Annotated in this window: 23 protein-coding genes and 1 tRNA gene; 9 read left to right on the top strand and 15 right to left on the bottom strand. The window is 63.2% G+C overall.

Features of this window, described 5'->3' with window-relative positions; all coding sequences use genetic code 11:
* Window positions 1–31: 31 nt before the first annotated feature.
* The 4 genes from I6F17_RS28625 to I6F17_RS28610 form a co-directional block, all read right to left on the bottom strand.
* Window positions 32–880 (bottom strand): enoyl-CoA hydratase/isomerase family protein, encoded by an 849-nt coding sequence (locus I6F17_RS28625; protein WP_225130695.1) that lies wholly within the window; start codon window positions 878–880, stop codon window positions 32–34.
* 26 nt (window positions 881–906) lie between these two features.
* Window positions 907–2,220 carry an epoxide hydrolase family protein gene (locus tag I6F17_RS28620; RefSeq protein ID WP_225130694.1) on the bottom strand — a complete coding sequence of 438 codons (1,314 nt, stop codon included), beginning with the start codon at window positions 2,218–2,220 and terminating at the stop codon, window positions 907–909.
* 241 nt (window positions 2,221–2,461) lie between these two features.
* Window positions 2,462–3,151: a VOC family protein gene (locus tag I6F17_RS28615; protein WP_225130692.1), complete on the bottom strand. Its 690-nt coding sequence runs from the start codon at window positions 3,149–3,151 to the stop codon at window positions 2,462–2,464.
* Window positions 3,152–3,254: 103 nt separating this feature from the next.
* A complete protein-coding gene (locus I6F17_RS28610) occupies window positions 3,255–3,920 on the bottom strand; it encodes a sensor histidine kinase (RefSeq protein ID WP_225130690.1) in 666 nt (221 codons plus the stop codon).
* Window positions 3,921–4,237: 317 nt separating this feature from the next.
* Here I6F17_RS28610 and I6F17_RS28605 point away from each other — a divergent pair, with 317 nt between their 5' ends.
* The 6 genes from I6F17_RS28605 (at window position 4,238) to I6F17_RS28580 (ending at window position 12,111) form a co-directional block, all read left to right on the top strand.
* Window positions 4,238–7,081, top strand: coding sequence for a winged helix-turn-helix domain-containing protein (locus tag I6F17_RS28605; protein WP_225130688.1), 2,844 nt, complete (start codon window positions 4,238–4,240; stop codon window positions 7,079–7,081).
* Between the two features lie 114 nt (window positions 7,082–7,195).
* The gene (locus tag I6F17_RS28600; protein WP_225130686.1) at window positions 7,196–7,903 is read left to right on the top strand and encodes a hypothetical protein; all 708 of its coding nucleotides are present in this window, start codon (window positions 7,196–7,198) and stop codon (window positions 7,901–7,903) included.
* Window positions 7,904–8,098: 195 nt separating this feature from the next.
* Window positions 8,099–9,049 (top strand): heme-binding protein, encoded by a 951-nt coding sequence (locus tag I6F17_RS28595; RefSeq protein ID WP_225130685.1) that lies wholly within the window; start codon window positions 8,099–8,101, stop codon window positions 9,047–9,049.
* Between the two features lie 15 nt (window positions 9,050–9,064).
* Window positions 9,065–10,021 (top strand): alpha/beta hydrolase, encoded by a 957-nt coding sequence (locus I6F17_RS28590; protein ID WP_225130684.1) that lies wholly within the window; start codon window positions 9,065–9,067, stop codon window positions 10,019–10,021.
* 52 nt (window positions 10,022–10,073) lie between these two features.
* On the top strand, window positions 10,074–11,114 hold the full coding sequence (locus I6F17_RS28585; protein WP_225130683.1) for an alpha/beta hydrolase: 1,041 nt from the start codon (window positions 10,074–10,076) through the stop codon (window positions 11,112–11,114).
* Window positions 11,115–11,388: 274 nt separating this feature from the next.
* Entirely contained in the window at window positions 11,389–12,111 is a 723-nt protein-coding gene (locus I6F17_RS28580; RefSeq protein ID WP_225130682.1) for a hypothetical protein, read from the top strand.
* A gap of 11 nt (window positions 12,112–12,122) precedes the next feature.
* On the opposite strand, the gene I6F17_RS28575 is transcribed toward I6F17_RS28580, so the two are convergent.
* From I6F17_RS28575 to I6F17_RS28545, 7 genes are all read right to left on the bottom strand, one after another.
* On the bottom strand, window positions 12,123–15,026 hold the full coding sequence (locus I6F17_RS28575; RefSeq protein ID WP_225130681.1) for a winged helix-turn-helix domain-containing protein: 2,904 nt from the start codon (window positions 15,024–15,026) through the stop codon (window positions 12,123–12,125).
* 290 nt (window positions 15,027–15,316) lie between these two features.
* Complete coding sequence (locus I6F17_RS28570) at window positions 15,317–16,147, bottom strand: enoyl-CoA hydratase/isomerase family protein (RefSeq protein ID WP_225190455.1); 831 nt, start codon at window positions 16,145–16,147, stop codon at window positions 15,317–15,319.
* 62 nt (window positions 16,148–16,209) lie between these two features.
* Window positions 16,210–16,857, bottom strand: a complete 648-nt coding sequence (locus I6F17_RS28565) for an isochorismatase family cysteine hydrolase (RefSeq protein ID WP_036044103.1) — start codon at window positions 16,855–16,857, stop codon at window positions 16,210–16,212.
* A 29-nt stretch (window positions 16,858–16,886) separates the two neighbouring features.
* Complete coding sequence (locus I6F17_RS28560; protein WP_036044101.1) at window positions 16,887–17,417, bottom strand: hypothetical protein; 531 nt, start codon at window positions 17,415–17,417, stop codon at window positions 16,887–16,889.
* A gap of 269 nt (window positions 17,418–17,686) precedes the next feature.
* Entirely contained in the window at window positions 17,687–18,916 is a 1,230-nt protein-coding gene (locus I6F17_RS28555) for a YbfB/YjiJ family MFS transporter (protein ID WP_225130679.1), read from the bottom strand.
* A 30-nt stretch (window positions 18,917–18,946) separates the two neighbouring features.
* Window positions 18,947–19,180, bottom strand: coding sequence for a 4-oxalocrotonate tautomerase family protein (locus tag I6F17_RS28550; RefSeq protein ID WP_225130677.1), 234 nt, complete (start codon window positions 19,178–19,180; stop codon window positions 18,947–18,949).
* A gap of 16 nt (window positions 19,181–19,196) precedes the next feature.
* Window positions 19,197–19,907, bottom strand: coding sequence for an SDR family oxidoreductase (locus I6F17_RS28545; RefSeq protein ID WP_036043294.1), 711 nt, complete (start codon window positions 19,905–19,907; stop codon window positions 19,197–19,199).
* Window positions 19,908–20,120: 213 nt separating this feature from the next.
* On the opposite strand from I6F17_RS28545, the gene I6F17_RS28540 reads away from it, so the two are divergent.
* Window positions 20,121–20,948 carry a LysR family transcriptional regulator gene (locus tag I6F17_RS28540; RefSeq protein ID WP_225130675.1) on the top strand — a complete coding sequence of 276 codons (828 nt, stop codon included), beginning with the start codon at window positions 20,121–20,123 and terminating at the stop codon, window positions 20,946–20,948.
* Window positions 20,949–21,295: 347 nt separating this feature from the next.
* Here I6F17_RS28540 and I6F17_RS28535 read toward each other — a convergent pair.
* Both I6F17_RS28535 and I6F17_RS28530 read right to left on the bottom strand, forming a co-directional pair.
* Window positions 21,296–21,370 (bottom strand) — tRNA-Glu (locus tag I6F17_RS28535).
* Between the two features lie 57 nt (window positions 21,371–21,427).
* On the bottom strand, window positions 21,428–21,772 hold the full coding sequence (locus I6F17_RS28530; protein ID WP_225130674.1) for a hypothetical protein: 345 nt from the start codon (window positions 21,770–21,772) through the stop codon (window positions 21,428–21,430).
* Between I6F17_RS28530 and I6F17_RS28525 the strand changes: the two genes are divergently transcribed.
* Together I6F17_RS28525 and rpoH are read left to right on the top strand one after the other, a co-directional pair.
* Window positions 21,771–22,778, top strand: a complete 1,008-nt coding sequence (locus tag I6F17_RS28525) for an RluA family pseudouridine synthase (protein WP_225130672.1) — start codon at window positions 21,771–21,773, stop codon at window positions 22,776–22,778. The two genes, I6F17_RS28530 and I6F17_RS28525, sit on opposite strands and share 2 nt — an antisense overlap.
* 218 nt (window positions 22,779–22,996) lie before the next feature.
* Window positions 22,997–23,896 carry an RNA polymerase sigma factor RpoH gene (rpoH, locus tag I6F17_RS28520; protein WP_036009602.1) on the top strand — a complete coding sequence of 300 codons (900 nt, stop codon included), beginning with the start codon at window positions 22,997–22,999 and terminating at the stop codon, window positions 23,894–23,896.
* Window positions 23,897–24,006: 110 nt separating this feature from the next.
* On the opposite strand, the gene I6F17_RS28515 is transcribed toward rpoH, so the two are convergent.
* Entirely contained in the window at window positions 24,007–24,633 is a 627-nt protein-coding gene (locus tag I6F17_RS28515) for an N-acetylmuramoyl-L-alanine amidase (protein WP_225130670.1), read from the bottom strand.
* Between the two features lie 33 nt (window positions 24,634–24,666).
* The gene (locus I6F17_RS28510) at window positions 24,667–25,875 is read right to left on the bottom strand and encodes a GGDEF domain-containing protein (protein ID WP_036044089.1); all 1,209 of its coding nucleotides are present in this window, start codon (window positions 25,873–25,875) and stop codon (window positions 24,667–24,669) included.
* Between the last annotated feature and the right edge of the window lie 617 nt (window positions 25,876–26,492).

Genomic DNA, 26,492 nt, shown 5'->3' with positions numbered 1-26,492 from the left:
GCAACTCGCGGTCGCGCGCGGGACCGTTGATTCATCCGCCCAGCTGGCCGACGTGGAAACCGAGTCGATTTTCGACGTCGCCGGGGCGGTGAAAGCCGCGCGCCATGAGCGCCTTGATGCGGCTCTGAGCTGCGGGGCGTGCGAGCGAGGCCAGGAACGCGTCCCACTCGGGCTTGATCTCGACATCGGGCGGCAGGCTCGCGATATCGACGAGGCGCTTGGTCTCGGCGATGGCGTCCTTGTCAAACGTGGCGATACGCATCGCGAGCGCCTCGACGAAGCCGTCGAGCTCGGCATCCGGCAAGGATCGGTTGACATAGCCATACCGTTCGGCCAGATCACCATGGACGTCGTCGGCGCTCAGCAGAACCTCGAGCGCGCGGCCACGGCCCATCAGGCGTGGCAATCGTGCCATCGGTCCTCCGCCCGGCACGAGGCCCGCGCCGACCTCCCATTGCGACAGGATCGCCTTCTCGCGGCTGGCAAAGCGCATGTCGCTGGCGAGCGCGAGCTCGCTGCCGACACCGGTCGCGCGGCCGCGTATCGAAGCGATGGAGACAACAGGCGCGCGGCTGAGACGCACCAGGGTGTCGGGCAGCGACTGCAGGCCCGTCGGTCCGGGCGGCTCGGCAAGCGATTCCTCGAGCGGCGCGAGGAAATTGTAATGCGTGATGAAGAATCCCTCGACGGCGCTGTCGAACACCACCACCTTCACTTGCGGATCGGTCTCGATCGCGGTGACGATGTCGCTGAGCAGCGGAAGGTGCTTCGGTCCGAAGATATTGACCGGCGGCATGTCGAAGGTGACACGCCAGTAGGTCGGCAGCCGGCGTTCAAGGCGGATCTCGCCGGTCGCGAAGGTACGTTCGGGGCGGTTCATGGTCTGGCTCCTGATCTATGCCGATTTCAGATCGATTGGCGCAGCGGACGGAATGCGGTGCGCATCTCCGCGGTGAACAATGCGGGCTGCTCCCAGGCTGCAAAGTGGCCGCCCTTGTCGAGACGGTTGTAATGCATCAACCTGGGATAGGCTTTCTCGGCCCAGCTGCGCGGCGCGGCATAGATCTCGTCCGGGAAGACGCTGACGGCGACGGGAATCTGCACATGCTTGGGCGCGAAGAACACCAGCTTGTTCTCCCAATAGAGCCGCGCCGACGAGACCGCGGTGTTGGTGAGCCAGTAGAGCGTGATATTGTCGATCACATCGTCCCGCGACAGGCCTTCCGTCTTGCCGTCGAAGACGCGCGCGATCATCGCTGCGCTTCGCGCATCATGGTCGAGCATCCAGGACGCGAGGCCCGCGGGGGAGTCGACCAAGCCGTAAAGCGTCTGCGGCCGATTGGACATCTCGATCGCATAGCCGAGGCCGTGCTTGTAGAAATCGTCGAGTTGGTCGTAGGCGATGCGCTCATCAGCCGAGAGGTTGGCCGGTCGCGTTCCGCCCGGCTGAAGAGCCTTGGCGATATCGTCGGGGACGGTGGCGGGCATGTTGGTGTGGATGCCGAGCAACTCCGGCGGCGCGATCAGCGCCATCTGTTCGGTGACCGCATTGCCCCAATCACCGCCTTGCGCCACGTAACGCGTGTAACCGAGGCGCTTCATCAGCACGATCCAGGCGCGCGCGATACGCTGCGGATCCCAGCCGAGCGTGGTCGGCTTGCCGGAGAAGCCGTGACCGGGCAGCGAGGGAATGACCAGATCGAATGCGTCCCTGGCGTGCCCGCCGTGCGCGGTCGGATCGGTGAGCGGATCGATGATCTTGATCTGCTCGATAATCGAGCCTGGCCACCCATGCGTGACGATCATCGGCAGCGCGTTTTCGTGCCGCGAGCGGACGTGAATGAAATGGATGTCGACGCCGTCGATCTCGGTGACGAATTGCGGCAGGGCGTTCAACCGCGCCTCCATCCTGCGCCAGTCGTAGTCGCTCTGCCAATAGCGAACGAGTTCCTGCACCGTCCTCAGCTGCACACCTTGCGACTGGTCGGCGACGATCTCGCGATCCGGCCAGCGCGTTGCCGCCAGGCGACGGCGCAGATCGAGCAGGTCCTCCTCGGGCACGTTGACGCGGAACGGGCGGATCGCGTCGCTCATGGCCGCCTTCGCCGGATGCAGCGGCAGCAGGCTCGATACGCTGGCGGCAACGGCGCCCATCGCGGCCTGGCTCAGCAATTGACGGCGGTCGGGTTTGAGGATGTCGGCGCGTGATTGCGTGGTCATGGCGAATCTCCCTTGCTGTGGTCGGTGGCGATGGCCGATCTCGAGATCGGGGCCGTCGTTGCGTCGTGCATGGAGATTGACGCAGCCCCCTTCTGCTTGGCGAGTTATCGGTTGTTAGGCCTCGTTAGCCCTTGCGAGTCTGCACGATCAGGACGAGCGGTGATGTTGCTTCTGGCGATGCAACGCGAAACGGCGCACGACAGCGAGCCGCCGTGCGCCGTGGGCAGAAAATGCTGTTGCTTTATGATGGCAGGGACTGACCGGCCTGCTCGCGCACGATGTACTCGGCGTACCAGTCGGGCCAATTCTCGTCGTGCACGCCAGTGCGTTTCTCGTGCTCGCCATGCGCTACCGCCGCACGACCCAGCGCGGCAGCCAGATCGGCCGTGGAGGAGAATGTCGCGCCGTCACGCTCGATGCGTCCGGGCAGTCGCGTGGTCACCTCCTGCAGGAACCAGCCATTGCCGTCAGGATCGCTGAAGGAGGCGAACGAGCTGTAGCTGGCGCGCTTCGGGTCGACGCCGCCGATCCGGACGCTGCCGAACAGGTAGGGCTCCTCAGCGCCCGCATGGACATCGCCGCCGCCATGAAACGTCTCGCTGACAGCAATCCCGCGCTCGATCAGCTCATTCCTTGCAGTGTCGAGATCGGACACGATCAGATACAGACCGCGTGTCGAGCCGGGCGATGCCGACGTGACATTGCGGCCGAAGATCACCGAGCAGGCAGAGCCCGGCGGTGTGAACTGGACCACGCGCCATCCATCGCCAGAGGCGAAATCGGCGTCCAATCGCCAGCCGAGACGCTGGTAGAACGCCTTGGATCGGTCGACGTCGGACACCGGAATTACGACGACTTCGAGCTTCAGATCAGCGCCACGCGATGCCAAAGTCCTATTTCCTGCTTCGCGATCAGTTTCAAGTTTTGCCATGTCGAACTCCCGATGTAAGAGGCGAGCCCAAAGCTGAACCCGCTGTTGCATCACCCGCTTGCTCTTGGTGTTATGGCGCAGCGTTCGTGAGATCCGTCCATCTTCAGTCGGTAGCCGGCATCTCGATGGTGATCCGAGTGCCGCCCTGCCCCGCTTCGCCATTCAGGCGGGCGTGAATGCTGCGCGCAAGCCCTTCCATGATACGGCTGCCGGTGCCCCGGAGCTGACCTGTCGCACCAATGCCGTTGTCAGCCACCGTGCAGATCCATGTGCCATCTCGGCGGAGGATCTCGATCCGGATCAACGCCTCATTCTTGCTCGGGAAGGCGTGTTTCGCCGCATTCGTGACCAGCTCGGTGATCATCAGCGCAAGCCGATGACATTGGGATGCTGACAGAACACCGCCTTCGACCAAAGCCTCGCAACGGACGCCAGCGGGCTCCAGGACCGCTGCCGAAAGTGCTTCGCAGACATTCTCAAAGAAGGTCGCGACGGAAAGGGACGGCTCATCGCTGTTCGAAAGCAGTTGGTAGAGCCTGCCAAAGGCAAAGATTCGCCGTTCGAACCGATCCACCACCCCCGAGACGTCCCGACTGCCGGCTCGTGTGAAGTCGCGGCGGACCGAGGCACCAAGCAGTGTCAGCGTGTTCTTCATGCGGTGATGGGATTCCTGCAGCACGAGCTCCCAATCCCGCGATTGATCCTCAAGGCCAGAGACGAACTGAGATCGAACGGTACCTCCGTTCGGAATGGAGCCGATGGCGGACACGATAGCCTCCCCGTTGGTTGGACCTAGCTCGAGGCTCATACTGGCTGCGCAGCACGCGTTTAGCTCGTTAGACGTTGCGAGATTCTGTTATGATCGACGCGGTCACGATCCAAGCGGACCCTACTGCCGCGACCTCGATCGCGCTGACGAATTGTCGCGGCGACGCGATAAGCTGCTCACGCTAAAGCTAAAATGCTTGGGTTCCCCTTGAGACGTTGGGCGATTAGCACGCCTTTCGCCACGCCCAGGCAGTTTTACTCGCAACAACGTTCTGCTAGACAGAAACGCGACAGCGCCCCTCACTGGAATTTGTGCCCGTGCCGGACACCAGCGATCAGGATTCGCCGATTTCCTTCGGGCCCTTCCAGCTATTTGCAAGCTCGCGCCGGCTCGAGAAAGACGGGGCCCCGCTTCATCTCGGCGGCCGCGCGCTCGACATTCTCATTTTTCTGGCCGAACGGGCGGGCCAGGTGGTGGACAAGCGCGAGCTCATCAAGCGCGTCTGGTCCGACGTGACCGTCGACGAAGGCAGCCTCCGCTTCCACATCACCACGCTGCGGAAGGCCTTGGGAGATGCCGGCGAAGGCTCGCGATACGTCATCAACGTGCCGGGACGCGGCTACTGCCTCGCAGCCCCGCTGCTCCGCTCGACACCTTTCCACAGCCAGCCCACCCAGCCGGCCGGCCCTGCGCATCCGTTGCCGTCTCCGCTGGCGAGGATGATCGGACGGGACGAAGCGGTCGAGCAGGTTTCCACCGAGCTTGCCGCGCATCGTTTTGTCACAATCGTTGGCCCCGGCGGGATCGGAAAGACCTCGGTCGCAGTGGCCGTGGCCCACCGCGCGCTCGAGACTTTCGACGGCCAGGTGTACTTCGTGGATTTCGGCGCGCTTTCGGACACGAGCCTCGTTGCAGGGACGATTGCGGCCGCGTTGGGCCTGACTGTCAACTCGGACGATCCGGCTCCGGGACTACTGACGGTCCTGCGCAGCCGGCGAACGCTGCTGGTGTTCGACAGTTGCGAGCACGTCATTGACGAGCTCGCTCCGTTGGCCGAGCGGATCGTTCAGGAGGCGCCAGGGCTGCATGTGCTCGCGACCAGCCGCGAATCCTTTCGAACGGAGGGTGAGCGCGTCCATCGGTTGCTTCCATTGGCTTGCCCGCCCGAGGGCGTGGAGCTGGGGATGGCCGAAGTCCTTACCTATCCTGCAAGCCAGCTCTTCGTGGAACGCATTGCAGAGAGCCTGAGCGGGTTCGAGCTGAGCGAAGAGGATGCGCCGCTCGTTGCCGAAATCTGCCGACGCCTGGACGGTATCGCGCTTGCCATCGAGCTCGCGGCCGGACGTGTCGACGCCTACGGCATCGCCGGGACGGCGTCCCTGCTCGACAGCCGGTTCTCGCTGCTGTGGCGGGGACGACGCACCGCCATTCCGCGGCATCAGACTTTAAGCGCCGCGCTTGCCTGGAGTTACGACCTGCTGCCCGCAGCCGAAAGCGCGGTGCTGCGCGGATTGTCCGTGTTCGTCGGGCCGTTCACGCTGGAGGCTGCGCTCGCGGTCGCATTGAGCCAAGGCATCGGCGAATTTCAAGCGGTTGAAGCAATTTCGAACCTGCTCTCAAAATCGCTAATCGCAACTGTTCCTGCGGAACGGCTGCGCTATCGGCTGCTCGATACGACGCGCACCTTCGTCGGAGGCAAGCTCGTCGAGAACGGCGAGGCGGACCGCGTCGAGCGTGCACATGCCGAATATTTTCGCGATTTCCTGCGCGACATTGCATTGAAGTCCGCGGGCCTGAAATCGACCGGCGGCTTCCTTCCCTATGCCGACCATTTGCCGAATGTTCGGGCCGCGCTGATCTGGAGCTTTTCGGACAGGGGCGATCGGACGATCGGCGTGGATCTGGCGGCTTCAGCCGCCCAATTCTTCCTCGAACTGACTCTGCTGACGGAGTGCTATCGCTGGACCCGGCAGGCCCTTGCATCGCTGGACAAGCCAGCTGCGGACGTTCGCCAGGAGATGACGTTGCAGGCTGCACATGGCGTGTCCGTGATGTTCACGCAGGGCAATACGGAAGCGGTACGGTCGGCGTTCACGCGCGGCCTTCAGCTTGCAGAGGAGCTTGAAGACCTACATTGGCAGCTCTGGCTTTTGCGCGGCCTCCATATCTACCTGACGAGGGTCGGCGATTTCCACGGTGCCCTGGGCACTGGAGAACGGGGAGAGGGCGTCGCGCGGAAGCTGAACGATCCTGCCGCCACATTCAACGTGGAGTGGATGGTGGGGGTCGCTCATCATTTGATCGGCAACCAGCACGAAGCCGTGCGGTTCTGCGAAAGCGCGATGGTGCACAACCCCGACTCGCAGCGGTTAAACATCGGGCATCTCGGCTATGACGACCGCATCGTCGCGCTGGTCGCGCTGGCGCGCGGGCTCTGGCTCACGGGACGGCCGGATCGCGCAATCGAAGCGGCCAGATACACAGTCCGCGAGGCCGAACAGCTCGAACAGCCGCTCACGCTCGGCATTTCCTTGATCTGGACGATCTACGTATTTCTCTGGGTCGGCGATTGGGCCAATGCCGAAATCCTGATCGAGCGGCTGATCGATCACTCGGCGCGACACTTTCTCGGGCCCTATCACGCCGTAGGCATTGGCCAGAAGGGCGAGCTGCTGCTGCGCCGCGGTGACCTTGCCGCTGGCATCGAGCATCTTCGCGCCAGCCAGGCCACTCTTTATGCGACGCGACACCGGATCATGACGACGGTGTTTGCTACGGCGCTCGCGGAGGGTCTCGCGGCGCAAAATCATGCGGTTGAGGCCTTGTCCACGATCGACGAGGCCATCGCGGAGATCCCCGGCCATGGCGAATCTTTCGACATGCCCGAGATGCTGAGGGTCAAGGGGGATATCCTTATCCGGTCGGGCGAAGCCGCGGAGGCCGAACGCATTTTCCGCAAGTCGCTCGACCTGTCCCGTCGTCAATCCGCCCTCGGTTGGGAGCTCCGCGCAGCGATCAGCCTCGGCCGCGTGTGGCAACAGAGCGGCAGAGCCGGGGACGCCCGCGCCCTGCTCGCCCCACTTGTCGCGCGCTACGGCGAGGGCCTCCAAACCCGCGATCTGATCGCAGCGAATGAGCTCCTGGGCGCACTAAATCGATAAACCCTTCAACGGGATACCGCTGAAATCCCGGCTCGCAAGTCCTAACAAGTTCTAACACGCCAAGCCGCAGCCACCCCGCCATGATGGAGGGGCTTCATGGTGATATGGCGGGACATGTATCTTCTCGACGACGTCTTAAGTGCCAATGGCGGCTTGGCCCGCTGGAACAGTCTAAGCCGATTCACGCTCCACCTTTCCATCAGCGGAAAGCTGTTTGACAGCGTCGGGCGTGCCGGTGAATTCAAGGATGTTACTGCGGAAGGCGCCACCCGGACGCAATCCATCCGCTTCATGGGGATCACCGGCGGAAAGTATTCGGGCTCGTTTCAACCGGATGCGATCACGGTCGAAGCCATGCATGGCGAGGTGCTGCGAACCTGGCGCGATCCCAGCCCTGCGTTCCCCCAATCCGACCCTGCCGTCCTCGCAGACGAGTTGCAGCTCGTCTTTTTTTGCGGCGTTGCGATCTGGAATGATCTGGTCGGCCCATTTCTGCTTGCGCGTCCAGACGTGGTCGTAGAGGAACTACCGCCTTGGGAGGAGAGGAAGGAATCGTGGCGACGGCTGCGGGCGCGATTTCCTCCAAGCGTGATTACGCTCGCACCCGAGCAGGTGCTCTATTTCGACGTGAACGGATTGCTGCGGCGGACGGATCACGACCTCTTCGGAATGAAAGTCGCGCAATATTCCTGGGCACACGGCAGTTTCGGCGGCGTGATCGCGCCGACGCTTCGCCGTGTACACATGTTGCAGGCCGACGGAAGCGTGATCGCCAAGCCGGTGTTGATGGACGTCGAGATCTTCGACGCATTCTTCGAATGACCGCGACAGCGGCGATCGCTCTCGCTCTCAACGCCTAACAATACATAACGAGCTAACCGACGGCTTCTGGTGCAGATTGTACTCGCGAGCAACGAAGCTCGGGCGAGACCTAAGCCTCTGCGCCTCCACGCTCGGGTGCAGGCGTTCGAATGCCTCCGCAAAGCTCACGCCATACCCACTAGAGAGGACACTGTCATGGACCTGCTTTCCTATGCCAAAACCATCGCAGGGCGCATCGAAGCGGAATCGAAGAAAGCCAAGGTGCCGGTTGCAATCTGCATCATCGATGTGCACGGCAACATCATTCTCAAGCACCGCATGAGCGGCGCTCCGACCTTCTCGCTCGAACTGTCGGAGCGAAAGGCCTACACATCTGCGCTCGTGGGGCTTCGAACCGCGGACCTGTCACCGATGGTGCAGCCTGGCCAGGCGCTGTTTCCATTGATGGGTGTCGCGGGCGGACGCTTCTGTTCGATGGGCGGAGGCGCGCCACTGACCATCGACGGGCAACTCGTTGCCGGAGTCGGCATCAGCGGCGGCACCGTGGAGCAGGACATCCGGATCCTCGAAGCAGGGCTTCGCAAACCCGCAACCCTCGACAAGGTCGAAATGAAGCTCGAGGTCCTCGTCCTGCCGGTTTCGGACGTCGAGCGTTCCAAGCGGTTCTATGCAGAACTAGGCTGGCGGCTCGATATCGACTACGAAGGCAAGGACGGCTATCGCGTGATCCAGTTTACGCCGCCGAGTTCCCAGTGTTCGGTGATCTTCGGCAGCAAACTCACGACAGCCGCCCCCGGCTCGGTGAAAGGACTTCACCTCGTCGTATCCGACATTCAAGCCGCGTGCGATGAACTGCGCCGCCGCGGCATCGCCGTCAGCGAGCCCTTCCACGATCCCGTCGGCATATTCCATCACTCCAGCATGCACGACCTCGTCGCCGGTCCCAATCCGCAGCGCAAGAGCTACGCTTCCTACGCCTCCTTCATCGATCCCGATGGGAACGAGTGGATATTCCAGGAGATCACGGCACGACTGACTGGACATATCGAGGAAGGCGACGAGAGCTTTACGCCCGAGCTCACGTCGGTGGTCCGACGTGCGGAAGCCGCCGCGCGCGCAGGCGCAGGCATTCAGACAGCGGCATGACACCGGAGCAATGACATGAGCATTCCAGCCGCCCTCGCCCTCTCAGCGGCCCTGGCTTGCGCGACCGTGCAGGCTTCGGCCCACGATCTGCGGTCGAGCCGCCGCTCGATCAGCTATCACACGGTCGATATCCGAGGCCTCAAGGTCTTCTATCGCGAAGCCGGCCCGCCGGACGCGCCGACCGTGCTTCTGCTGCACGGCTTCCCTTCCTCCTCGCGGATGTGGGAATCGTTGTTGCCGCTGCTTGCGGACCGATATCATCTGATCGCGCCCGACTATCCTGGCTTCGGCAACAGCAGCGCGCCGTCGCCCTCCGACTTCACCTACACCTTCGACAACATCGCCGACGTGATCGGCGAACTCTCGAACCGGCTCGGTCTCACCAGCTACGTTCTCCTGATGCAGGACTATGGTGGCCCGGTAGGCTTCCGCATGGCGCTGGACCACCCGGAACGTGTTCGCGCCATGATTATCCAGAACGCTGTTGCACACGAGCAAGGTTTGAGTCCGCTCTGGGAAGCGCGTCGCAAATTCTGGGCCGATCCCGCGCATGAACTCGAGGCGCTGAAGGCCAACTTCACCTCTCTCGAGGCGACGCGTCAGCGTCACCTCGGCTCAAGCCCACATCCCGAGCGCTACGACCCCGACGCCTGGTGCGATGAATACGCCTTCCTGACGCGTCCTGGCCAACCCGAGATTCAGACGACATTGTTCCTGGACTACCGGACCAATGTCGCTGCCTATCCGCGATGGCAGGATTGGCTACGCAGGACGCAGCCTCCGATCCTGGTGGTGTGGGGCAAGTACGATCCCTCCTTCACCGTCGCCGGCGCGAGCGCCTATCGCGACGATGTCCCGACTGCGGAAGTCCACATCCTGGAAGCCGGCCACTTCGCACTGGATGAAGCGGCCGACGATATTGCCGCCTTGGTCCGCGACTTTCTTGCGCGGCTCCAAGAGAAAAAGGGCTGAACGCCACAATTCGGGCCGCGCTGAAACTACGCAACCACGATAGGAGCCTCTCATGTCAGATGATGTTGACCACGAACGCCGCCGCTTCTTCGCAGGCGCCGCGACGATGCTCGCAGCAGCCCAGCTTGCGCCAAGCACAGCCGTAGCCAAGCCTGCGAAGCCTGCTACCGCCGTCAAAGCAGGCGGCAATACTTCGTTCCCGTCGCTTAAGCAGGTCGATGCCGGCCTGCTCAACGTCGGCTATGCCGAAGCAGGACCGGTCGACGGTCCAGCCGTGATCCTGCTGCACGGCTGGCCGTACGACATCTACAGCTTCGTCGATGTCGCGCCAATTCTCGCCGCCGCGGGCTACCGCGTGATCGTGCCCTATTTGCGTGGCTACGGCACCACGCGCTTCCTGTCCGATGAGACCATGCGGAACGGGCAGCCATCGGCGATCGCGGCCGACATCATCGCTGTGATGGATGCGCTCAGAATCGACAAGGCCACGATCGCCGGCTTCGACTGGGGAGCGCGGACTGCCAACATCATGGCGGTGCTGTGGCCGGAGCGCTGCAAGGCGATGGTCTCGGTGAGCGGCTATCTCATCGGCAGCCAGCAAGCCGGCAAGATGCCCCTGCCGCCAAAGGCAGAGCTTCAATGGTGGTATCAGTTCTATTTCGCGACCGAGCGTGGTCGCGAAGGCTACGAGGAGTATCGTCGGGAGTTTTCGAAATTGATCTGGCAGCTCGCGTCCCCGCAATGGCACTTCGAGGAGACGACTTTCCAGCGCAGTGCCGAGGCATTCGATAATCCGGACCACGTCGCGATCGTGATCCACAACTACCGCTGGCGTCTCGGCCTTGCCGAGGGCGAAGCGAGGTATGATGGCTATGAGGCGCTGCTTTCGCGGGCTCCTGTCATTGGTGTCCCGACCATTACCCTCGAAGGCGACGCCAACGGGGCTCCGCATCCCGATCCGTCGGCCTATGCCAAGATGTTCTCCGGCAAATATTCGCACCGCACGATCAACGGAGGCGTGGGCCATAACCTTCCGCAGGAGGCGCCCAAGGCATTTGCCGCTGCGATCATGGACGTCACGGGGGACGTCTGATCGAAGCGCAGCCGTCTAGCCGGTCCCGAGGTTCGGCTAGACGGCCTATCCAGCGGAGGGCGAAAATGCGCAAGCCAATTGTCATGCTGGCCCTGGTTGTGGTCACCCTGATGGCTCTGATCCAGTTTGCTCCACCTCTGCTATTTGGATGAGATATCCGAGTTTCTACGGCGTTTCTTCGATTATGCAGCGCCACTTAACAACGCTTAACGAGCGATCATCCGCATTTGGGCATACCTATCAGGGCAGTTCTCACGCGAAGGAAAATCGACGGATGATTGCGCTGCTGGCGGATGCGATTGAGGCTCATGGCGGCCTGAACCGATGGAATGCCCGCAAGCGCCTCACCGCCACGATCGCGGCAGGCGGCGACGTTTGGGCCCTGAAAGGCGTCGAACAGGATCATCTGCAGCGAACCGTGCGGATTGACCTTCACCGTGAGCAGGCTCGCATTGAGCCGTTTGGAAAAAACGGCCAGCACAGCGAGTTCAGCCCCGAGCGGGTCGCCATTGTTGCCGCCGACGAACGTGTCGTCGCGGAGCGAAAGGACCCGCGCACCTCATTCGCGCGACACGATATGCGGACGCATTGGGATCCGCTGCACCGCATCTACTTCGAAAGCTACGCCCTCTGGACCTGCCTCACCACGCCGTTCCTGCTTTCCGAGAAAGCTTCGGAAGTGCACGAGATCGAGCCATGCCATGAGGGAAGCGAGGTCTGGCGGGGGCTGAGGGCGACCTTCTCGCCGGCGCTCGCAAGCCACAGCATCGAGCAGGACTTCTACTTCGGTCCCGACCTGCTCATCCGCCGCCATGACTATCGAGTCGAAATAGCAGGGAATTTTCCGGTCGCCGAGTACGTGTCCAATCCTGTCAACGTCGACGGCATCAAGATCGCGACGAGGCGGCGTACCTTTCTACGTGACGAGACGACCCTGACCCCGATGCTCGATACGCTGATGATATCCATCGATCTCTGGGATTTGCGGTTCGACTGATGCCTATCAGGTCAGACGAGCGTTGAATTGAGCATGAGCCGAGCGGCCTTCAGATCGGCCGTCTCAAATCCTTCCGAGAACCTCGCATAAGTCGCAGCGAGCTCCTCCAAGTGACTCCGGGTTCCCTGCTTACGCTTCAGACGCACCAGCGACATATCAGTCCGCAATCGCCAGGACAGCGCGCCCTGCTGGTCAGCCAACGCAGCCGAAGACCGGAGGCTCGCTTCTGCGGCATGAAGATCCCCATGACGCAGCTCTAGTTCCGCCCGCACGCGCAAGAGCTCTGGCATGTCGAAGGCGCCGCCTGCAAGCTCGATGCGAGCGATCGCTTCGCGCAAGATTGCAAGTCCCTCGGACGGTTGCCCGAGTTCGGCCAAGCCCCGAGACAGGTCCGCAACGAATGCGGACGCATAGAGCTCGTAGCGGTCAGCGTGCAGCCGCGGAAGTGCGACTCTCAGTAACTCGATGCCGCCGCGCAAATCCCCACCGGCGATCATCGTCTGCGCCCGGAAACCGGCCGCTACCGCCTGGTAGGGCGCGAGCCCGTGCAGGCCGGCATGCGTTTCGAGCCGGCCGGCCATCGCCTCGACCGCGGTCCAGTCTCCGATCCACCCGTACAGCGAGGCGGACCAGCAGAGCGCGATACAGTGCATAACGACATCCCGAGGCGCGCCAGAGCCCGTCAGCGGACGAGCGCATTCCACCGCCCGATCGGGAAAGCCGCGCAGCCACAACACGCGAGCAAGCGGTATCTGAGGTGTTCTGGAATAGGCGAAATGGCCGGGTTGCGCCCCCCGTAGCGCCGCGTCGTTGCGTACGCCTTCGTCCAGATGAAGCTGCGCCTCGGTCTGGTTGCCGACGAGATGATGGGATACCCCAATGAGGGCCTTGGCGCCGGCGATCCCCGCCGGATCGCCGATCAGACGAGCGACTCGCTCGGCCTCAAGTGCCACCGGCAGCAGATGTCGATAGTCGCCGGTCCGGCGATAGAACATGTTCAACCGCGCCAACAGCCTGAATGTGTTGGCGTCGTCTCCGATCGCGGCCGCGATCTCGAGTCCGCGTCGAAGCGCGGCCTCGGCTCGCTCGCTATTGCGCTCCGTAAACATGAAGGCATGACCGAGCGTGGCCTGAAGCTCCAGCTCCCACCTTCCGCCGCGATGGCGGTCGTCGAGAACGGCAAGCGCGCGCTCAGACCAGATGCGCGCCTCATTAAGCAGGTTGAGCTCGATCAAGAGACGCGCACAACTGCCGGCGAGCGGAACACGAATCTCGTCCCCGTCGACGTGAGCGTAGCTCCATTGAAGCGCAGCGCGAGCGTCTGCCAACAGACTCCCGCGGCCGAGCGCAGGTGACTTCGGATCTGCAGAGCCCGAATCGGCCATGCCTGCTTCGAGCGAGCGGTGAACGTGCTCGGCGTGACGCCGCGCGACGTCCTGGACTTGGCCGCTTTCGCTGAGCTTGTGGAGCGCATAGGCCCGGGTGGCGTCGAGCAGGCGATAGCATCGCGACAGGCGGCTCGGTTGCGTCGACAACAGGGACTTGGCAACAAGTTGCTCCAGGGCGTCGACGGCGCCTTCGACAGGCTCCCCCTCTTCGACCGCGACGGCAATCGCATCCTGCAGCGTAAAGGACCCGGCGAAGATGGCGAGACGCTGTAGGACCAGCCTTTCGGCCTCGCCAATCAGACCGAAACTCCAGTCAAGCGTGGCGCCAAGCGTCTGTTGTCGCGGCGGCGCTGTGCGTCGCCCACGCCACTCGAGCTTGAGCCGGCCATCGAGCAGTGTCGCCAGCTCTCGCAAGCCGTAGACACCGGCGCGTGCGGCAGCGAGTTCAATCGCCAGCGCGATGCCGTCAAGCTTTCCGCAAATATCTACAAGAACTTCCGCGTCCTGGTCTGTGATATCCAGGCGGTGACCGGCGGCAGCCGCACGTTCGGCGAAAAGACGTGCGGCCGGATAGCTCAGCACCTCACCCGCGCTCAGACGAGCGCCCTGCGGAGGACCTGGTAATGGAACGAGTTCGTAAATGTGCTCTCCCTGCACCAATAGCGACTCGCGACTGGTCGCAAGAATGGAGATGCCGAAGGCTTCCCGGTGAATCGTCTCTGCCAGACGTGCAACATCTTCGATCACATGTTCGCAGCTATCGAGCACGAGAAGTAGCCGGCGATCGCGAAGAAAACTGACGATGCTTTCGGTTGGGTCGGCGTGATGAACGACGAGGCCAAGAGCGGCGGCCACCGTGGTCGCGACGAGCGTCCCATCCTTCAGCGGACCAAGATCGAGAAAGTGAATTTTGCCCTCGAACTCCTCCCACATCTTATGCGCAATCGCGATGGCAACGGTTGTCTTGCCTATGCCGCCCGGGCCCCTGAGCGTGACGAAGCGTTCGCTCAGCAGACGTGCCGAGAGCTCGGCCAGGACGTCCTCTCGTCCGACCATTCGGTCGAGGCGATATGGGAGTGTGGACGACGGGTCCATCGCTCCGGCCTGGGTCTGCGGCACCTCCGTCAGCGCCGAATTGCGTTCGCCACGTCGGACGGGCGCGACGAAGCAATATCCTCGGCTCGGAATGTTGGTGATATAGCGGGCACCGTCCTTCCCATCGCCCAGGGCCTTCCGGAGTTCGGCAATGTGAACGCGCAGGCTAATCTCTTCTACCGCGAGGCCGGCCCACACATATGCGAGGATGTCGCTCTTCGGCACGACTTCGCCAGCGCGATCCACGAGCAGGCGCAGGATGTCGATTGCCCGGCTGCCAAGCTTGACCGGCAACCCGTCCTTTTCAAGGATTCGTGATCGAAGAGAAAACGGGCCGAACGTGACCGGATCGAAATCCCGACCTGCCCCGGTGCCGCTGTGAGGGGAGCCGGTTGCTGCGTCCGGCTGTATGCTGCTTTTGGGGGAGTTCATCCCGGGTGCGCGCCTTGTCGCCAAGGATACGGCGAGCGCGCTGCACTGCGTAACCCCGACTGCGATTTCGGTGAGACGAGCCGAGTATAGGCAGGGCCGCACCGAAATACAACGGATCCGCGCGAGCCGGCTTCCGGCATTGAGCTTCTTGGGCGCGCGTTCAACGCTGCCACGTGTCGGCGTTCGGTCCAAAAAAAGCCCGGGGGTCGATGCAACAGCCCATCGAAATCAACGAGGACAATGCCGCGCAGTCGCGAGGCCAGCTGTCTTCGGCCGATTGATCGGGAAGATCATTTCGAGGAGCTCGCTTCAGCGACCGCTTGGCCGAGCCGCAGCTCGGTTTCGGATCGGCGCTGTAGTCCTCGCTCGAGGAGGGATGCCGCTCGTTTCCGGGTGCCAGGGTGAGCCGTCGACTTAAAGAAGGCCGATAATGACGAGGGGAAGACCGCATCTGCCGGCAAAGTGACCTCATCCATCAAGGCCTTGGCACCTACGATCGCGTACTTCTCGAACGAGGCGAGACGGCGCGCGAAGGATTCAACAAAGGTAGAGAGCTCCTCGTCCGGCAGGGCTCTGTTGACATAACCATAGCGTTCGGCAAGCTCCGCCGGGAAGTCGTCCGCGCCCAAGATCACCTCCAGCCCACGCCCCCGGCCCATCAGGCCGGCCAACCTCGCCATGGGATTGCCGCCCGGCACCGCACCGAGGCCGACCTCGAATTGCCCAAGAACTGCACGCTCGCGGCTGGCAAAGCGCATGTCGCAGGCCAGCACGAACTCGCTCCCGGCCCCACGGGCGCGACCACGAATCTCCGCGATGGAGGCAACCGGCGCACGTGACAGCCGAACGAGCAGGTCGATCCAGGGATGCATGCCCGTGGGACCCGGCGGCATGGCGGCGACTTTCCGCTTGTCCGCGAGCACATCCCAATGCGCCAGGAAGAAATCCGGGTCCGCGCTTCGGAACACCACGACCTTGATCTCTGTATCGCTTTCGAGCTCCGCAACCAGGTCCTGCAATTCGCCGATCGTGTCGGGATCTATCAGATTGATAGGCGGGTTATTGAAGGTCGCCGTCCAGAGGCCGGAAGACAGCTTGTCGATGGTGATCTGTCGAGCCATTGAGTTCTCCCTTCCAGTCGGGAAAGACGATTCAGAGCGAGGGGGACATGCCGACGAGAAGGTCACGCGGCTGACGCGGCGGAATTCAATGCCGACAACGCCTCGACGATCTCCTGCGTGGATACGATCGCACTGGCGTAGTTCGGCATGTTGATCTCCAGCGCAGCCCGCATCATGTCGTCGGAATAATCGGCAACTGCGTCCTTGACCACCGTCACGTCGTATCCGAGCTCGGCAGCAAAGCGCACGGTCGCCTCTATACAGGTGTGGGCGACCAGCCCTATGACGATTAGCCGTTGGATGCCATGCCGCTTGAGCTGGAGGTCGAGATCGGTGTTGCTGAAGCCGCTGGAACACCAGTGCTCGCTTGCCACGATCTCGCCGGGCGCCGGGACGAACTCCGCGCGAAACTCTCCACCCCAGGTGCCGAATTCGAAGCTCCTGTTATTCCAGGCTCTCCTTTGAATTGGAGCGATATATTTCCAGGAGGCATAGTCGCCGGGCCGGTAGCGGTGGTGCATGGCATAAAAGACACGGATGTCGGCGTCGCGGGCCGCATGTAGCACCTGGATCATGTGCGGAACGCAGCCGTTCCTTTCGGCCACGGCCTTGATCCGGGGCCAAATCTTGCCCCCCTCGGAGATGAAGTCGTTGTATGGATCGACCACCAGCAGAGCGGTGATTTCCTTCTCGTAGGACAATTGCGTCATGGATCTCTCCTCTCGAGCCCGCGGGCTGGCTATCGGTTGTTCTGCAGCGCTGCCCGCTCGATGCTGGCCGCAAACAGCGGCGTTTCGCTCTGATTGTGAGAGATCGAGAAGGGCTGGCGCTGCGCCCGGAACAGCTCGAACGGAATGCCCTGCTTGCCGATGAACGTCATGAACTCGTCCGTGGCATGAGTTTTGACCCTGTTAGTGAACTCACATTTGCCCGGTTCGATCTCCTTGACGCTCAACTCCCACGTCACGTGGATCGTGGTGCGACCGTTCGGCGTGAAGACGTCGGATGTGGAGTCGAGAATCAAATGATCTCGCCGCCCGAGCGTCTCGACGTAATGCTGAACCATGAGGCTCCCGCCGATGATCTCGACATTGATGGACATACGCTTGCCATCTGGCGTGGTCGTGAAGCCGGCGGCGATATGCGCCGGGGAGCAGCCCTGATATTCGTGCTCGGACAGATTGAAGCACCAATCGGGAATGTCGATCCGATCGAGCGGCGCATTGATGATCGCGGTGAAGCTGGAATCGACGATCTGGTTGTTGTTCATCTCTTGATCTCCCAATGTGTTGCATGCCATCGGCACGTTCGAACCGAAGCCTCTCGCGGATCCGCACGGGGCAGATCCTCGCTGTATATTCGGCATTGGATTGCCGCTGTCCTGCGAACACATTGCTACGGACGGCCGCCGTTTGCTCGTTATGCGTTGTTATGGCTCGTTAGCTTCTGCGAGGCGAACCCAAGGTGCGAGGATCGCCGCGGCAAGGCGAGGGTCTGGCGGCCGAAACGGAAGACCCATGCCGGGCCGAGTTCCAGTGACTACTTCTCGCGGGTCGTAACCGAGACGCCGAGATCGATCGCCAGTGCAAGCATCAGAGCGGCGCCGCCGAGTCCGAACAGGATCAGATAATCGCTTCCGGTCTGGGCGTAGATCCACGAGAAGCCGTACGCTGCAGCCGCCTGGAATAGGGCAAAGCTGGTCGTAGCGTGGCTCCACATCGCGCGCTGTTGCTCGAGCGAATGCGGCACGAGCTCATGAACCCGTCCCAGGACCAGGGGCACGATACCCGGCGTGAAGCCGCCGAGGACCACGCTCGACACGATCAGGGACAGCGGCGCCGTGCTGACAGTGGGCAGCAGCACCGCAGCCATCTCGATCAGGAACGCGGCGCGGAGAGCAGGTCCGAACCCCGAACGGTCGCCGAGCTGACCGATGAGGAGTGGGCCGACGACTGCGCCGAGACCGTACAGCACCCAATAGCGGGAGCCCGCGGCAATGCCCTGGCCGAGGCCACGCGCCACGAAGTCGACAATGAAAACCATGTGCGGCACCAAGGCTACCGCATTGAGGCCGTATTGAAGCAACAGCGCGCGGCCAGCCAGCGAGCCGCGATGGTGCTTCGCTTGATGCGACGGCGTAGCAGCAGGCTCGGCTTCGGCCGGCCAGTTCCACCAGCTCGCGAGCGTGAGGAGCGTCGAGAGCATGCCAAGACCGTACCAGCTCTGCTGCAAGCCCTGTTGCAGCAGCAACGGCACGAGGGTGCCGGACGCGGCGACTCCCAGGCCGACGCCGGCGAAAATCACGCCGCCGACGGCTCCGCGCCGTGCCGCCGAGGTGTGTGGCAGAATGACAGAAGCCGTCAGCACCATGATGATGCCGCCGGCAAGGCCGGACAGGAAGCGCCAAGCGAAAAACCACATGAACGACAGCGGTGTTGCGCTCGCAATGAACGAGAGCGTGGCAAGCAGCATCATTGCCCGCAGCGTGCGGACCGCACCGACCCGGGTCGCGAGAGCTCGTGCCGCGAGCGCGCCAGCGAGATAACCGGCCAGGTTCGCCGCGCCGAGATAGACGACATCCGACGCGCTGAACCATTTCGCCGCAATCAGCGCCGGGATCAGCGGCGTATAGGAAAAGCGGGCGAGCCCGAGGCCGACCAGCGATGCAGACAGGCCCGCCACGGCGTATCGCCAGGTTGATCGTGAGTCGGATCCCGGCCGCGGGGGCAGCCGGGACTTGATGTGCTGCATCGAATCTGCGTCGGTCATGTCATCCTCCTGCGCGCGAAACGCGACGGATCAGTCCGTCCGAGCGGCGCGGCGGCGGAATTCCTGCACGGGCACGCCGCCCCAGCCCCAATTGTCGGTGTCGACTTCCTCGATCACGACGAAGGTGGACTCGAGCGGCTTGCCGAGCACGTCGCGCAGCAGCTCGCTCGAGCCCTTGATCAGTGCGGCCTTCTCCTCCGCCGTGAGCGACGCCGCACCCGGCGCCGTTCCCTCGCGGGTCACTTGAATGGTGACGATGGGCATTGTCGTTCTCCTCCGCTCAGTGGCCGGCGCTCTGGCCGCCGTCGACATGCAGAATTTCGCCGGTGACAAAGGAGGCGCCCTCGAGATAGAGCACGGCATCGACGATGTCAGACATCTCGCCCATATGGCCGAGCGGGTGCAGTGCGTCGAGCTGGGCATGCGTCGCGACCGGGTGCATCGGCGACTTGATGATGCCGGGCGACACCGCATTCACGCGGATGCCGCGCCTGGCGTATTCGATCGCGAGCGACTTGGTCGCGGCGTTCAGCCCGCCCTTGCTCAGCGAGGCCAGCACCGAGGGCACATTCGAATTGGCCTGATCGACCAGCGTCGTCGTGATTTGGACGACGTGGCCAGACCCCTGCTTCTCCATTTCGGCGATGGCAAGCTGCGTGATGTTGAAGAAGCCCGCGACATTGGTGCCCATAACTGCGGCATAGTCCTCGGCCGTGTACTGGGTGAACGGTTTTGCGACGAAGATGCCCGCGTTGTTGACCAGCGTGTCGACTCGGCCGAAGCGGGCGATCGCTTGCGACACCACGCGCTCTGCGGTGGACCGCTCGGCGATGTCGCCTGCAACGGCGAGGACGTCGTCATCACCCGACGGCTTGATGGAGCGCGCCGTTGCGACGACGCGATAGTTGCGATCGCGAAAACCCTGGACCAGGGCAGCGCCGATACCCTGCGATGCACCGGTGATGATGGCGACCTTCTGCTCGATACCCATGACGGGCTCCTGTTGTTGGCTTGAAAACCTGCGCCAGCGGCGGCTGGCTTGGGCGTTGAGGTACGCTGCGGCGGCTTGCTTGCGAATATCCGCTGCCCGGCAGACACTCTTTCGCGACGCGAACGAATGCCGGATCGATCCTTGCGGAGGTTGTCGCAGCCGGCGCAAACGCCTAGCTTTCAGCCGAAATCTCAGGGGGGCTGCGGCGAGCGCATGGATCGACTGGATGCAATGAAGGTGTTCGTCCTTGCGGTGGACGAGGGAAGCTTGGCTGCGGCAGGGCGCAAACTCGGCCGCTCTCCTGCCGCGGTGAGCCGCGCAATCGCCTTCCTGGAGGAGCGTGTCGGCGCCGAGCTGCTGCACCGGACCACACGATCGATCAAGCTGAGCGAGGAGGGCGAGCGCTATGTCGAGGTTTGCCGCCGCGTCCTCACCGAGCTCGAGGAAGCCGAGGACATCGCAACTGGAGCGCGCGCGGCGCCGCGCGGCCTTCTCACGATCACGGCTCCCGTCGTGTCGGGCGAGATGGTCTTGCGCCCCATCCTTGATGCGTTCCTGGACACCTATCGAACTCGATTGGATCAGATCAGGCGCGATCATGGCCACCGCGCAGTAGCCGGTCTCACCAAGGATCGAATTGAGGAGAAGATTCTCAAGCCGCTTCATAACAAGCCCGGCGCGAAGATAGACACGCTCAAGAAGCTCCGCATCCTCATCCGGCACGCCAAAGACCTGAAATGGCTCACGGCTGATCCGTCCGATGGCATCAAGCGAGGGAAGTCAAAGGAGATACGGGCCTGGACAGATGCAGAGCTGGCGGCGTTCGAGAAGCGATGGCCCTTCGGCACAAAGCAGCGAGCTGCCTACGAGCTAATGCTCAACGTTGGTACTGCTCGCGTTGACACGCACCTAACCACATGGATTCAAGCTGACGCGGAGGACTTCGAATATACGCGCCGCAAGACGGGCATTCCTGTCCTCGTGGAGAAGGCAGACTCGCTGCGCCAAGCGCTCGCCGCGTTGCCGCGGAAACACGTCTGATTCTAACGACCGAATATGGAAAGCCATTCACCGTCGACGGGTTCAGCGGCTGGCTGAGAGCCGCAATCACCTCGGCCGGCATCGCAGATCTGAGTTGTCAGCCGCACGGTCTCCGCAAGACGTCCGGGCGACTGGCTGGAGCAACGGCGCACGACATCATGGCCGCGATGGGCCACCTAACGCTCGCCGACGCCGAGCGTTACACGCGCGAAGCGGATCGTAGGCGCGGCGGACGGCGCGCGATCGTAAAGCTTGAGGATAAGGCGAACAGAAAACCCCAAACCCATTCTGCAGGTTTGGGGAATGTGGCAAAAACCCAAGGAATTTCAAAATGAAGAAGAAGGCCTTGGCGCTCCCTAGGGGAATCGAACCCCTGTTTCAGCCTTGAGAGGGCCGCGTCCTAACCGCTAGACGAAGGGAGCGTAAGGGCTAGCCAATAGCCTCGAAATTTGTCCACCGCAAGGACCCCGAGGGGCCTTTTACGGCTCATTGGCGAATTTCAGCCGTCCGGTGGGCTTCAGGGTATGGGCATCGAAGGTGCGGATCTCGACGATTCCGCCGAGATCCAGCGTCACTACGAGGCGGTCGCCGGCGACCCCGGTCGAGACGATTCTGGCGCCCTTGGGCAGGGTGGCAGTGACATCGCTTGCCGCTTCGACCGCCCTTCCCTCAGACTTGAAAAGGCGGTAGCCCACCGCGATCAGCACGGCGCAGAACGCCAGCGCCGTGGTCAACCCCGCGATCAGCATCATCCGCCGCACCCGCGCGAACAGCGCGGCCTGCTCGGGGGTCGGTTCGGGAAGAGCGGTATCAGACGTCGTCATGGAAAGCCCTGGGTCAGCGCAAAGGTTGGAGGTTGTGGTCGAAGGCTCCGAGGGCTCGGCCCGGCTCGACCGCGTGCTGGCGGCGCGCCTGCCGGAGCTGTCGCGATCGAGGCTGAAAGCCCTGATCCTGGCGGGCGCAGTGCACCTGAAGGCCTCCGCGGTCCGCGACCCCGCTTATCACGTCGCATCCGGCGATACGATCATAATCGACGTGCCGGAAGCGGCGCCCGCCGAGCCCAAGGGGGAGGACATCGCCCTCGATATCGTGTTCGAGGACGACGACATCGTCGTCCTCAACAAGCCCAAGGGCCTCGTCGTGCACCCCGCGGCCGGCCACGAGACCGGCACCTTGGTGAATGCGCTGATCGCCCATTGCGGCGCCTCGCTCTCCGGCATCGGCGGAGTGCGCCGGCCCGGGATCGTGCACCGGCTCGACAAGGACACGACGGGGCTGATGGTGGTTGCCAAGAACGATCTCGCCCACGCTTCATTGACGGCGCAATTCGCCGATCACGGCCGCACCGGCGCGATGCGGCGCGGCTACATGGCATTCGCCTGGGGCGTGCCGAACCGGCACCGCGGCACCGTCGATGCGCCGATCGACCGGCATCCGCATGCACGCGAGAAGATGGCCGTGCGCCAGGGTGGCCGCGAGGCGGTGACGCATTGGGAGATCCTGGAGAGCTTCAAGGGACGCGACGGCAAGGGCGTCGCCGCCCTGCTCGCCTGCGAGCTCGAAACCGGCCGCACCCATCAGATCCGCGTCCATCTCGCCCATATCGGCCACCCGCTGATGGGCGATGCCGTCTATGGCCCGCATTTCAAGACCAAGGCCAACCAGCTCGGCCCCGAGTCGCAGGCAGCTTTGGCGGCGCTGGGGCGGCAGGCCTTACATGCTTACCTGCTGGTATTGGAGCACCCGAGGACGGGAGAATTACTGCACTGGGAGGCGCCTTTGCCGGAGGATTTGCTTCTCCTGGAACGTGCGCTCAAGGCGGCGCTATGACGCAGGCCGCTTCAGAAAGCCTTTACATTACAAAAAGTTATAGCTGCCACACGGGGACGTGACGTCAGCAATCCTTCCCTTTTTGACTCCCCATGGGGTATATTGCGTGTGCGTTGAAATGACCAACGCGGAACATCGCAGCTACGGCCGGCTTTAACACAGCGGTCGTCTGCCTGGCCCGCCGCTATCGGGGGCCTGAACCTTTTGGAGGGCGCACTATGGCCCGTACCGCTGCTTTGCCGGTCCTCAATGGAGAATCCGGCCTTTCTCGCTACCTCGCCGAGATCCGCAAATTCCCGATGCTGGAACCGCAGGAGGAGTACATGCTCGCCAAGCGTTGGCGCGAGCATGACGATCGCGACGCGGCACACCAACTCGTCACCAGCCATCTCCGCCTCGTGGCCAAGATCGCCATGGGCTATCGCGGCTACGGCCTGCCGATCTCCGAGGTCGTCTCGGAGGGCAATGTCGGCCTGATGCAGGCGGTGAAGCGATTCGAACCCGAGAAGGGATTCCGTCTCGCCACCTACGCCATGTGGTGGATCAAGGCGTCGATTCAAGAGTACATCCTGCGTTCGTGGTCGCTCGTGAAGATGGGCACCACCGCGAACCAGAAGAAGCTGTTCTTCAACCTGCGCAAGGCGAAGAGCAAGATCAACGCACTGGACGAAGGCGATCTCCGCCCCGACCAGGTCAAGTTGATCGCCAAGCGCCTCGGCGTCACCGATCAGGACGTGATCGACATGAACCGCCGCCTCGGTGGCGACGCGTCGCTCAACGCACCGATCCGCGACGATGGGGAAGCCGGCGAATGGCAGGACTGGCTGGTCGACAACACGCCCAACCAGGAAGCCATGATGGCGGAGCACGAGGAGTATGATCACCGCCGTGACGCGCTGAACGGCGCCATGGGCGTGCTCAACCCGCGCGAACGCCGCATCTTCGAGGCCCGCCGCCTCGCCGATGAGCCGATGACGCTGGAAGACCTTGCTGCCGAGTTCGGCGTGTCGCGCGAGCGCGTCCGCCAGATCGAGGTCCGCGCCTTCGAGAAGGTGCAGTCCGCGGTCAAGGGCACGATCGCAAAGGCCGAACAGGCCGCGCTGGAAGCCGCGCATTAAGCGCGGCGGTTCAGCGCCAGAGATTGGCGGATCGAAAGAGACGAAAAGCCGGCGGCAACGCCGGCTTTTTTGTTGGCGTGAGGCGAACTGCGCCCGTGTGGGCACACCGCCTACTCCCCCCATTCCCGTGCCATCGTCGCGAGCGTGCAGCCTTCGCAATAGCGCGCGTCCTTGTAGTCGATCCAGTTGTGCGCGTAGACGCGCTCGAGCGGGATGTCGTAGCGCGCACGCAGCACCTTGACGAGGATCTTCCACGCCGCGACCTGTGCCTCGGTCGGCCCCGCCGTCACGTCGGGATAATTGCCGGCGAACTCGACGCCGATCGAATTGTCGCGCACCACCTGGCGGTAGGTCGGACGGTTGTCGATGTACTTGTTGTCGTTGCGGTTGGCGCCGTCGCCGTGGGTCGGCACGAGGTTCTCGGCGACCGCCCAATAGACCGTGCCGTCGGTCTCGACCCAGACCGTGACGCCACGCCGCGTCGGGTTCTTCGCCTGCGCCTGCGCGCCGCCGCGGGCCGAGCCCGCCGGTCCCTCGGTCTGGTGCACGATGATGTTGCGCCAGGATCTTGCGCTAGCGAGGTCGCCCCACGGCGCCAGCCAGACGATCTTCAGGCCGGGGATGTCGGGCGTGCCGGAGGCGCGCGCGAGCCTGGCGAGCTCGGCATCCGCAGCAGCGGCGGGGACGAGCGGAAGGAGAGCGGCCAACGTGGCCGCGAGCAGGCGAAATATCATCATGCGGGGTCCAATGCGACCCAAGCCTAACAGGCTTTACGCGAATGTCCTCAGCGTCCCGACAGACTCGGGCGAAAGCGGCGGGGCGGGGTCATAGACCGCAAAATCGTTCTTGCCGTTCTTTTTGGCGGCATAGAGGGCGTGGTCGGCATTGGCCATCAGGCGGTCCGGGAAATCCCCGATGCCGCGGTCCCACTCCGCAACGCCGATCGAGATCGCGATCTGAATGTCGCGGCCGCTGCAGCTGGCGGCGTCCTGACGGCAGACTTCGAGCACGCGGCGGGCGATCGCGGCCGCCTCGCGCAGCGACGAGGACGGCAGCACGATGCAGAACTCGTCGCCGCCGGTGCGGGCGAGCATGTCGCCGGGCCGCAAGCGCGTCTGCGCCATCAGGGTGAAGTGCTTGAGGCAGGCATCGCCGGCGGCATGGCCATGGGTGTCGTTGATGGTCTTGAAGCCGTCGAGGTCGATCAGCAGCAGCGAGAACGGCTCACCGCTGCGCCCCGAACGGGCGCATTCCTCGGTCAGGCGCTGCAAGAGATGCCGCCGGTTGGCAACGCCGGTGAGATCGTCGAGCAACGCGAGGTCGGCAACCTCGTTGCGCAGCCGCTCGATCGCCATCAACAGACAGGCGAAATTCCAGGCCATGGCCAGGAACACCAGCAGCAGGATCATCAACGTCTGCAAGCCGTTGAAGTTGACCGCCGTTATGGCGCCGCCATAGCCGAGCAGCGCCGCCCCGGAACGCACGACGTGAATGGACAGCAGGAGAAATCCCACGATCGCAGCGAGGCGTGCGCCGGGATTTTCCCGCCCATTCTGCTGGCCGAGCAGCAGCGGCAACGTGAGGATGATCGGTGTCGATTGTGCCAGCGAGTAGATCACGATCCGCATCGGCATGTGGTCGGTGACGACCAGGAAGAAGGCGAGGCCGGCGCTGGCAAGCAGCGAGCTGCCGATCGCCGCCGGCCAGGACACCGGCCGGTGATAGAACCGGGCCACGCCCATGCAGGCGAGCCATGACGAGAAGATCATGAGGCCGCCGCCGCCGACCAGCGGAAAGGCCGGCTCCATGACGTCGCGCAGCATGGAGATCGCCGCGCCTGCCGCCGCCAGCACGGCGCCCGCAGTCCAATACCGAGCCGCCTCGAATTTGGGATAGGCGCGCGCCACATAGGCCCAGATCAGGCCCAGCGACAGGAAGTTGATGACGATAACGATCCAGAGTGTCGACACGCTCAGCATGGCGACTGCGGGACGCGCATGGTCCCGCCCTCTTCGCTCGGCAACTGCCCGTACATACCCGCCCCCGTGTTCTTGCGGACGATCATGCGCGCGGCGCGCTTAATGGAGTCTCACCGCAATTGCGTAAACTCGGGCATTGGTTTTGGATTGATGAATCCCGCAGCGCGATTTCGGCTTCGTTAAGCAAGCCCCGGCGCGCACCAGCGCCGTGCCCCCGGACGCGCGCGAAGCGGATTCGCGCGGCAAAATCACCCGAAAATGCATCTGAGCTGTGGATAACAGGATGACACGGATGTGACGAGGCGGGGCAGCCGGCTCCGAATCTGCTGAGTTTGTCGTCGAGGATGTTGCGAGGCTGGCCCTCCGCCGAGCACCCTCGTGTCGCGTTCCACCATTAACCTTTGAGAGGATACTATGGCTAAGAAAGCGAAGAAGGCGGCGAAGAAGAAGGCGAAAAAGGCCAAGAAGGCGAAGAAGAAGTAACGAGGCTTCTGTTTCTTTGCCCGGGTGGAGTGAGCTCCGCCCGGGCGTCGGGTCGATCGAAGATGGCGGGCGCAAGGCCCGCTTTTTTATTGTGCGAGAGTTCGAAGTGTACCCGCTCTAACAGCGTCATGGCC

It is taken from the genome of Bradyrhizobium sp. NBAIM18 (assembly GCF_020193825.1).
GTDB lineage: Bacteria > Pseudomonadota > Alphaproteobacteria > Rhizobiales > Xanthobacteraceae > Bradyrhizobium > Bradyrhizobium yuanmingense.
The sequence above is the reverse complement of the archived record's forward strand: the minus strand, read 5'-3'. Positions and strand labels throughout refer to the sequence as shown.

Bases quoted from the DNA above. Each gene is read 5' to 3' on its own strand.
- I6F17_RS28625 (WP_225130695.1), bottom strand. From the start codon at position 880: ATGAACCGCCCCGAACGTACCTTCGCGACCGGCGAGATCCGCCTTGAA.
- I6F17_RS28620 (WP_225130694.1), bottom strand. From the start codon at position 2,220: ATGACCACGCAATCACGCGCCGACATCCTCAAACCCGACCGCCGTCAA.
- I6F17_RS28615 (WP_225130692.1), bottom strand. From the start codon at position 3,151: ATGGCAAAACTTGAAACTGATCGCGAAGCAGGAAATAGGACTTTGGCA.
- I6F17_RS28600 (WP_225130686.1), top strand. From the start codon at position 7,196: ATGTATCTTCTCGACGACGTCTTAAGTGCCAATGGCGGCTTGGCCCGC.
- I6F17_RS28595 (WP_225130685.1), top strand. From the start codon at position 8,099: ATGGACCTGCTTTCCTATGCCAAAACCATCGCAGGGCGCATCGAAGCG.
- I6F17_RS28590 (WP_225130684.1), top strand. From the start codon at position 9,065: ATGAGCATTCCAGCCGCCCTCGCCCTCTCAGCGGCCCTGGCTTGCGCG.
- I6F17_RS28585 (WP_225130683.1), top strand. From the start codon at position 10,074: ATGTCAGATGATGTTGACCACGAACGCCGCCGCTTCTTCGCAGGCGCC.
- I6F17_RS28580 (WP_225130682.1), top strand. From the start codon at position 11,389: ATGATTGCGCTGCTGGCGGATGCGATTGAGGCTCATGGCGGCCTGAAC.
- I6F17_RS28575 (WP_225130681.1), bottom strand. From the start codon at position 15,026: ATGAACTCCCCCAAAAGCAGCATACAGCCGGACGCAGCAACCGGCTCC.
- I6F17_RS28570 (WP_225190455.1), bottom strand. From the start codon at position 16,147: ATGGCTCGACAGATCACCATCGACAAGCTGTCTTCCGGCCTCTGGACG.
- I6F17_RS28565 (WP_036044103.1), bottom strand. From the start codon at position 16,857: ATGACGCAATTGTCCTACGAGAAGGAAATCACCGCTCTGCTGGTGGTC.
- I6F17_RS28560 (WP_036044101.1), bottom strand. From the start codon at position 17,417: ATGAACAACAACCAGATCGTCGATTCCAGCTTCACCGCGATCATCAAT.
- I6F17_RS28555 (WP_225130679.1), bottom strand. From the start codon at position 18,916: ATGACCGACGCAGATTCGATGCAGCACATCAAGTCCCGGCTGCCCCCG.
- I6F17_RS28550 (WP_225130677.1), bottom strand. From the start codon at position 19,180: ATGCCCATCGTCACCATTCAAGTGACCCGCGAGGGAACGGCGCCGGGT.
- I6F17_RS28545 (WP_036043294.1), bottom strand. From the start codon at position 19,907: ATGGGTATCGAGCAGAAGGTCGCCATCATCACCGGTGCATCGCAGGGT.
- I6F17_RS28540 (WP_225130675.1), top strand. From the start codon at position 20,121: ATGGATCGACTGGATGCAATGAAGGTGTTCGTCCTTGCGGTGGACGAG.
- I6F17_RS28525 (WP_225130672.1), top strand. From the start codon at position 21,771: ATGGAAAGCCCTGGGTCAGCGCAAAGGTTGGAGGTTGTGGTCGAAGGC.
- I6F17_RS28530 (WP_225130674.1), bottom strand. From the start codon at position 21,772: ATGACGACGTCTGATACCGCTCTTCCCGAACCGACCCCCGAGCAGGCC.
- rpoH (WP_036009602.1), top strand. From the start codon at position 22,997: ATGGCCCGTACCGCTGCTTTGCCGGTCCTCAATGGAGAATCCGGCCTT.
- I6F17_RS28515 (WP_225130670.1), bottom strand. From the start codon at position 24,633: ATGATGATATTTCGCCTGCTCGCGGCCACGTTGGCCGCTCTCCTTCCG.
- I6F17_RS28510 (WP_036044089.1), bottom strand. From the start codon at position 25,875: ATGCTGAGCGTGTCGACACTCTGGATCGTTATCGTCATCAACTTCCTG.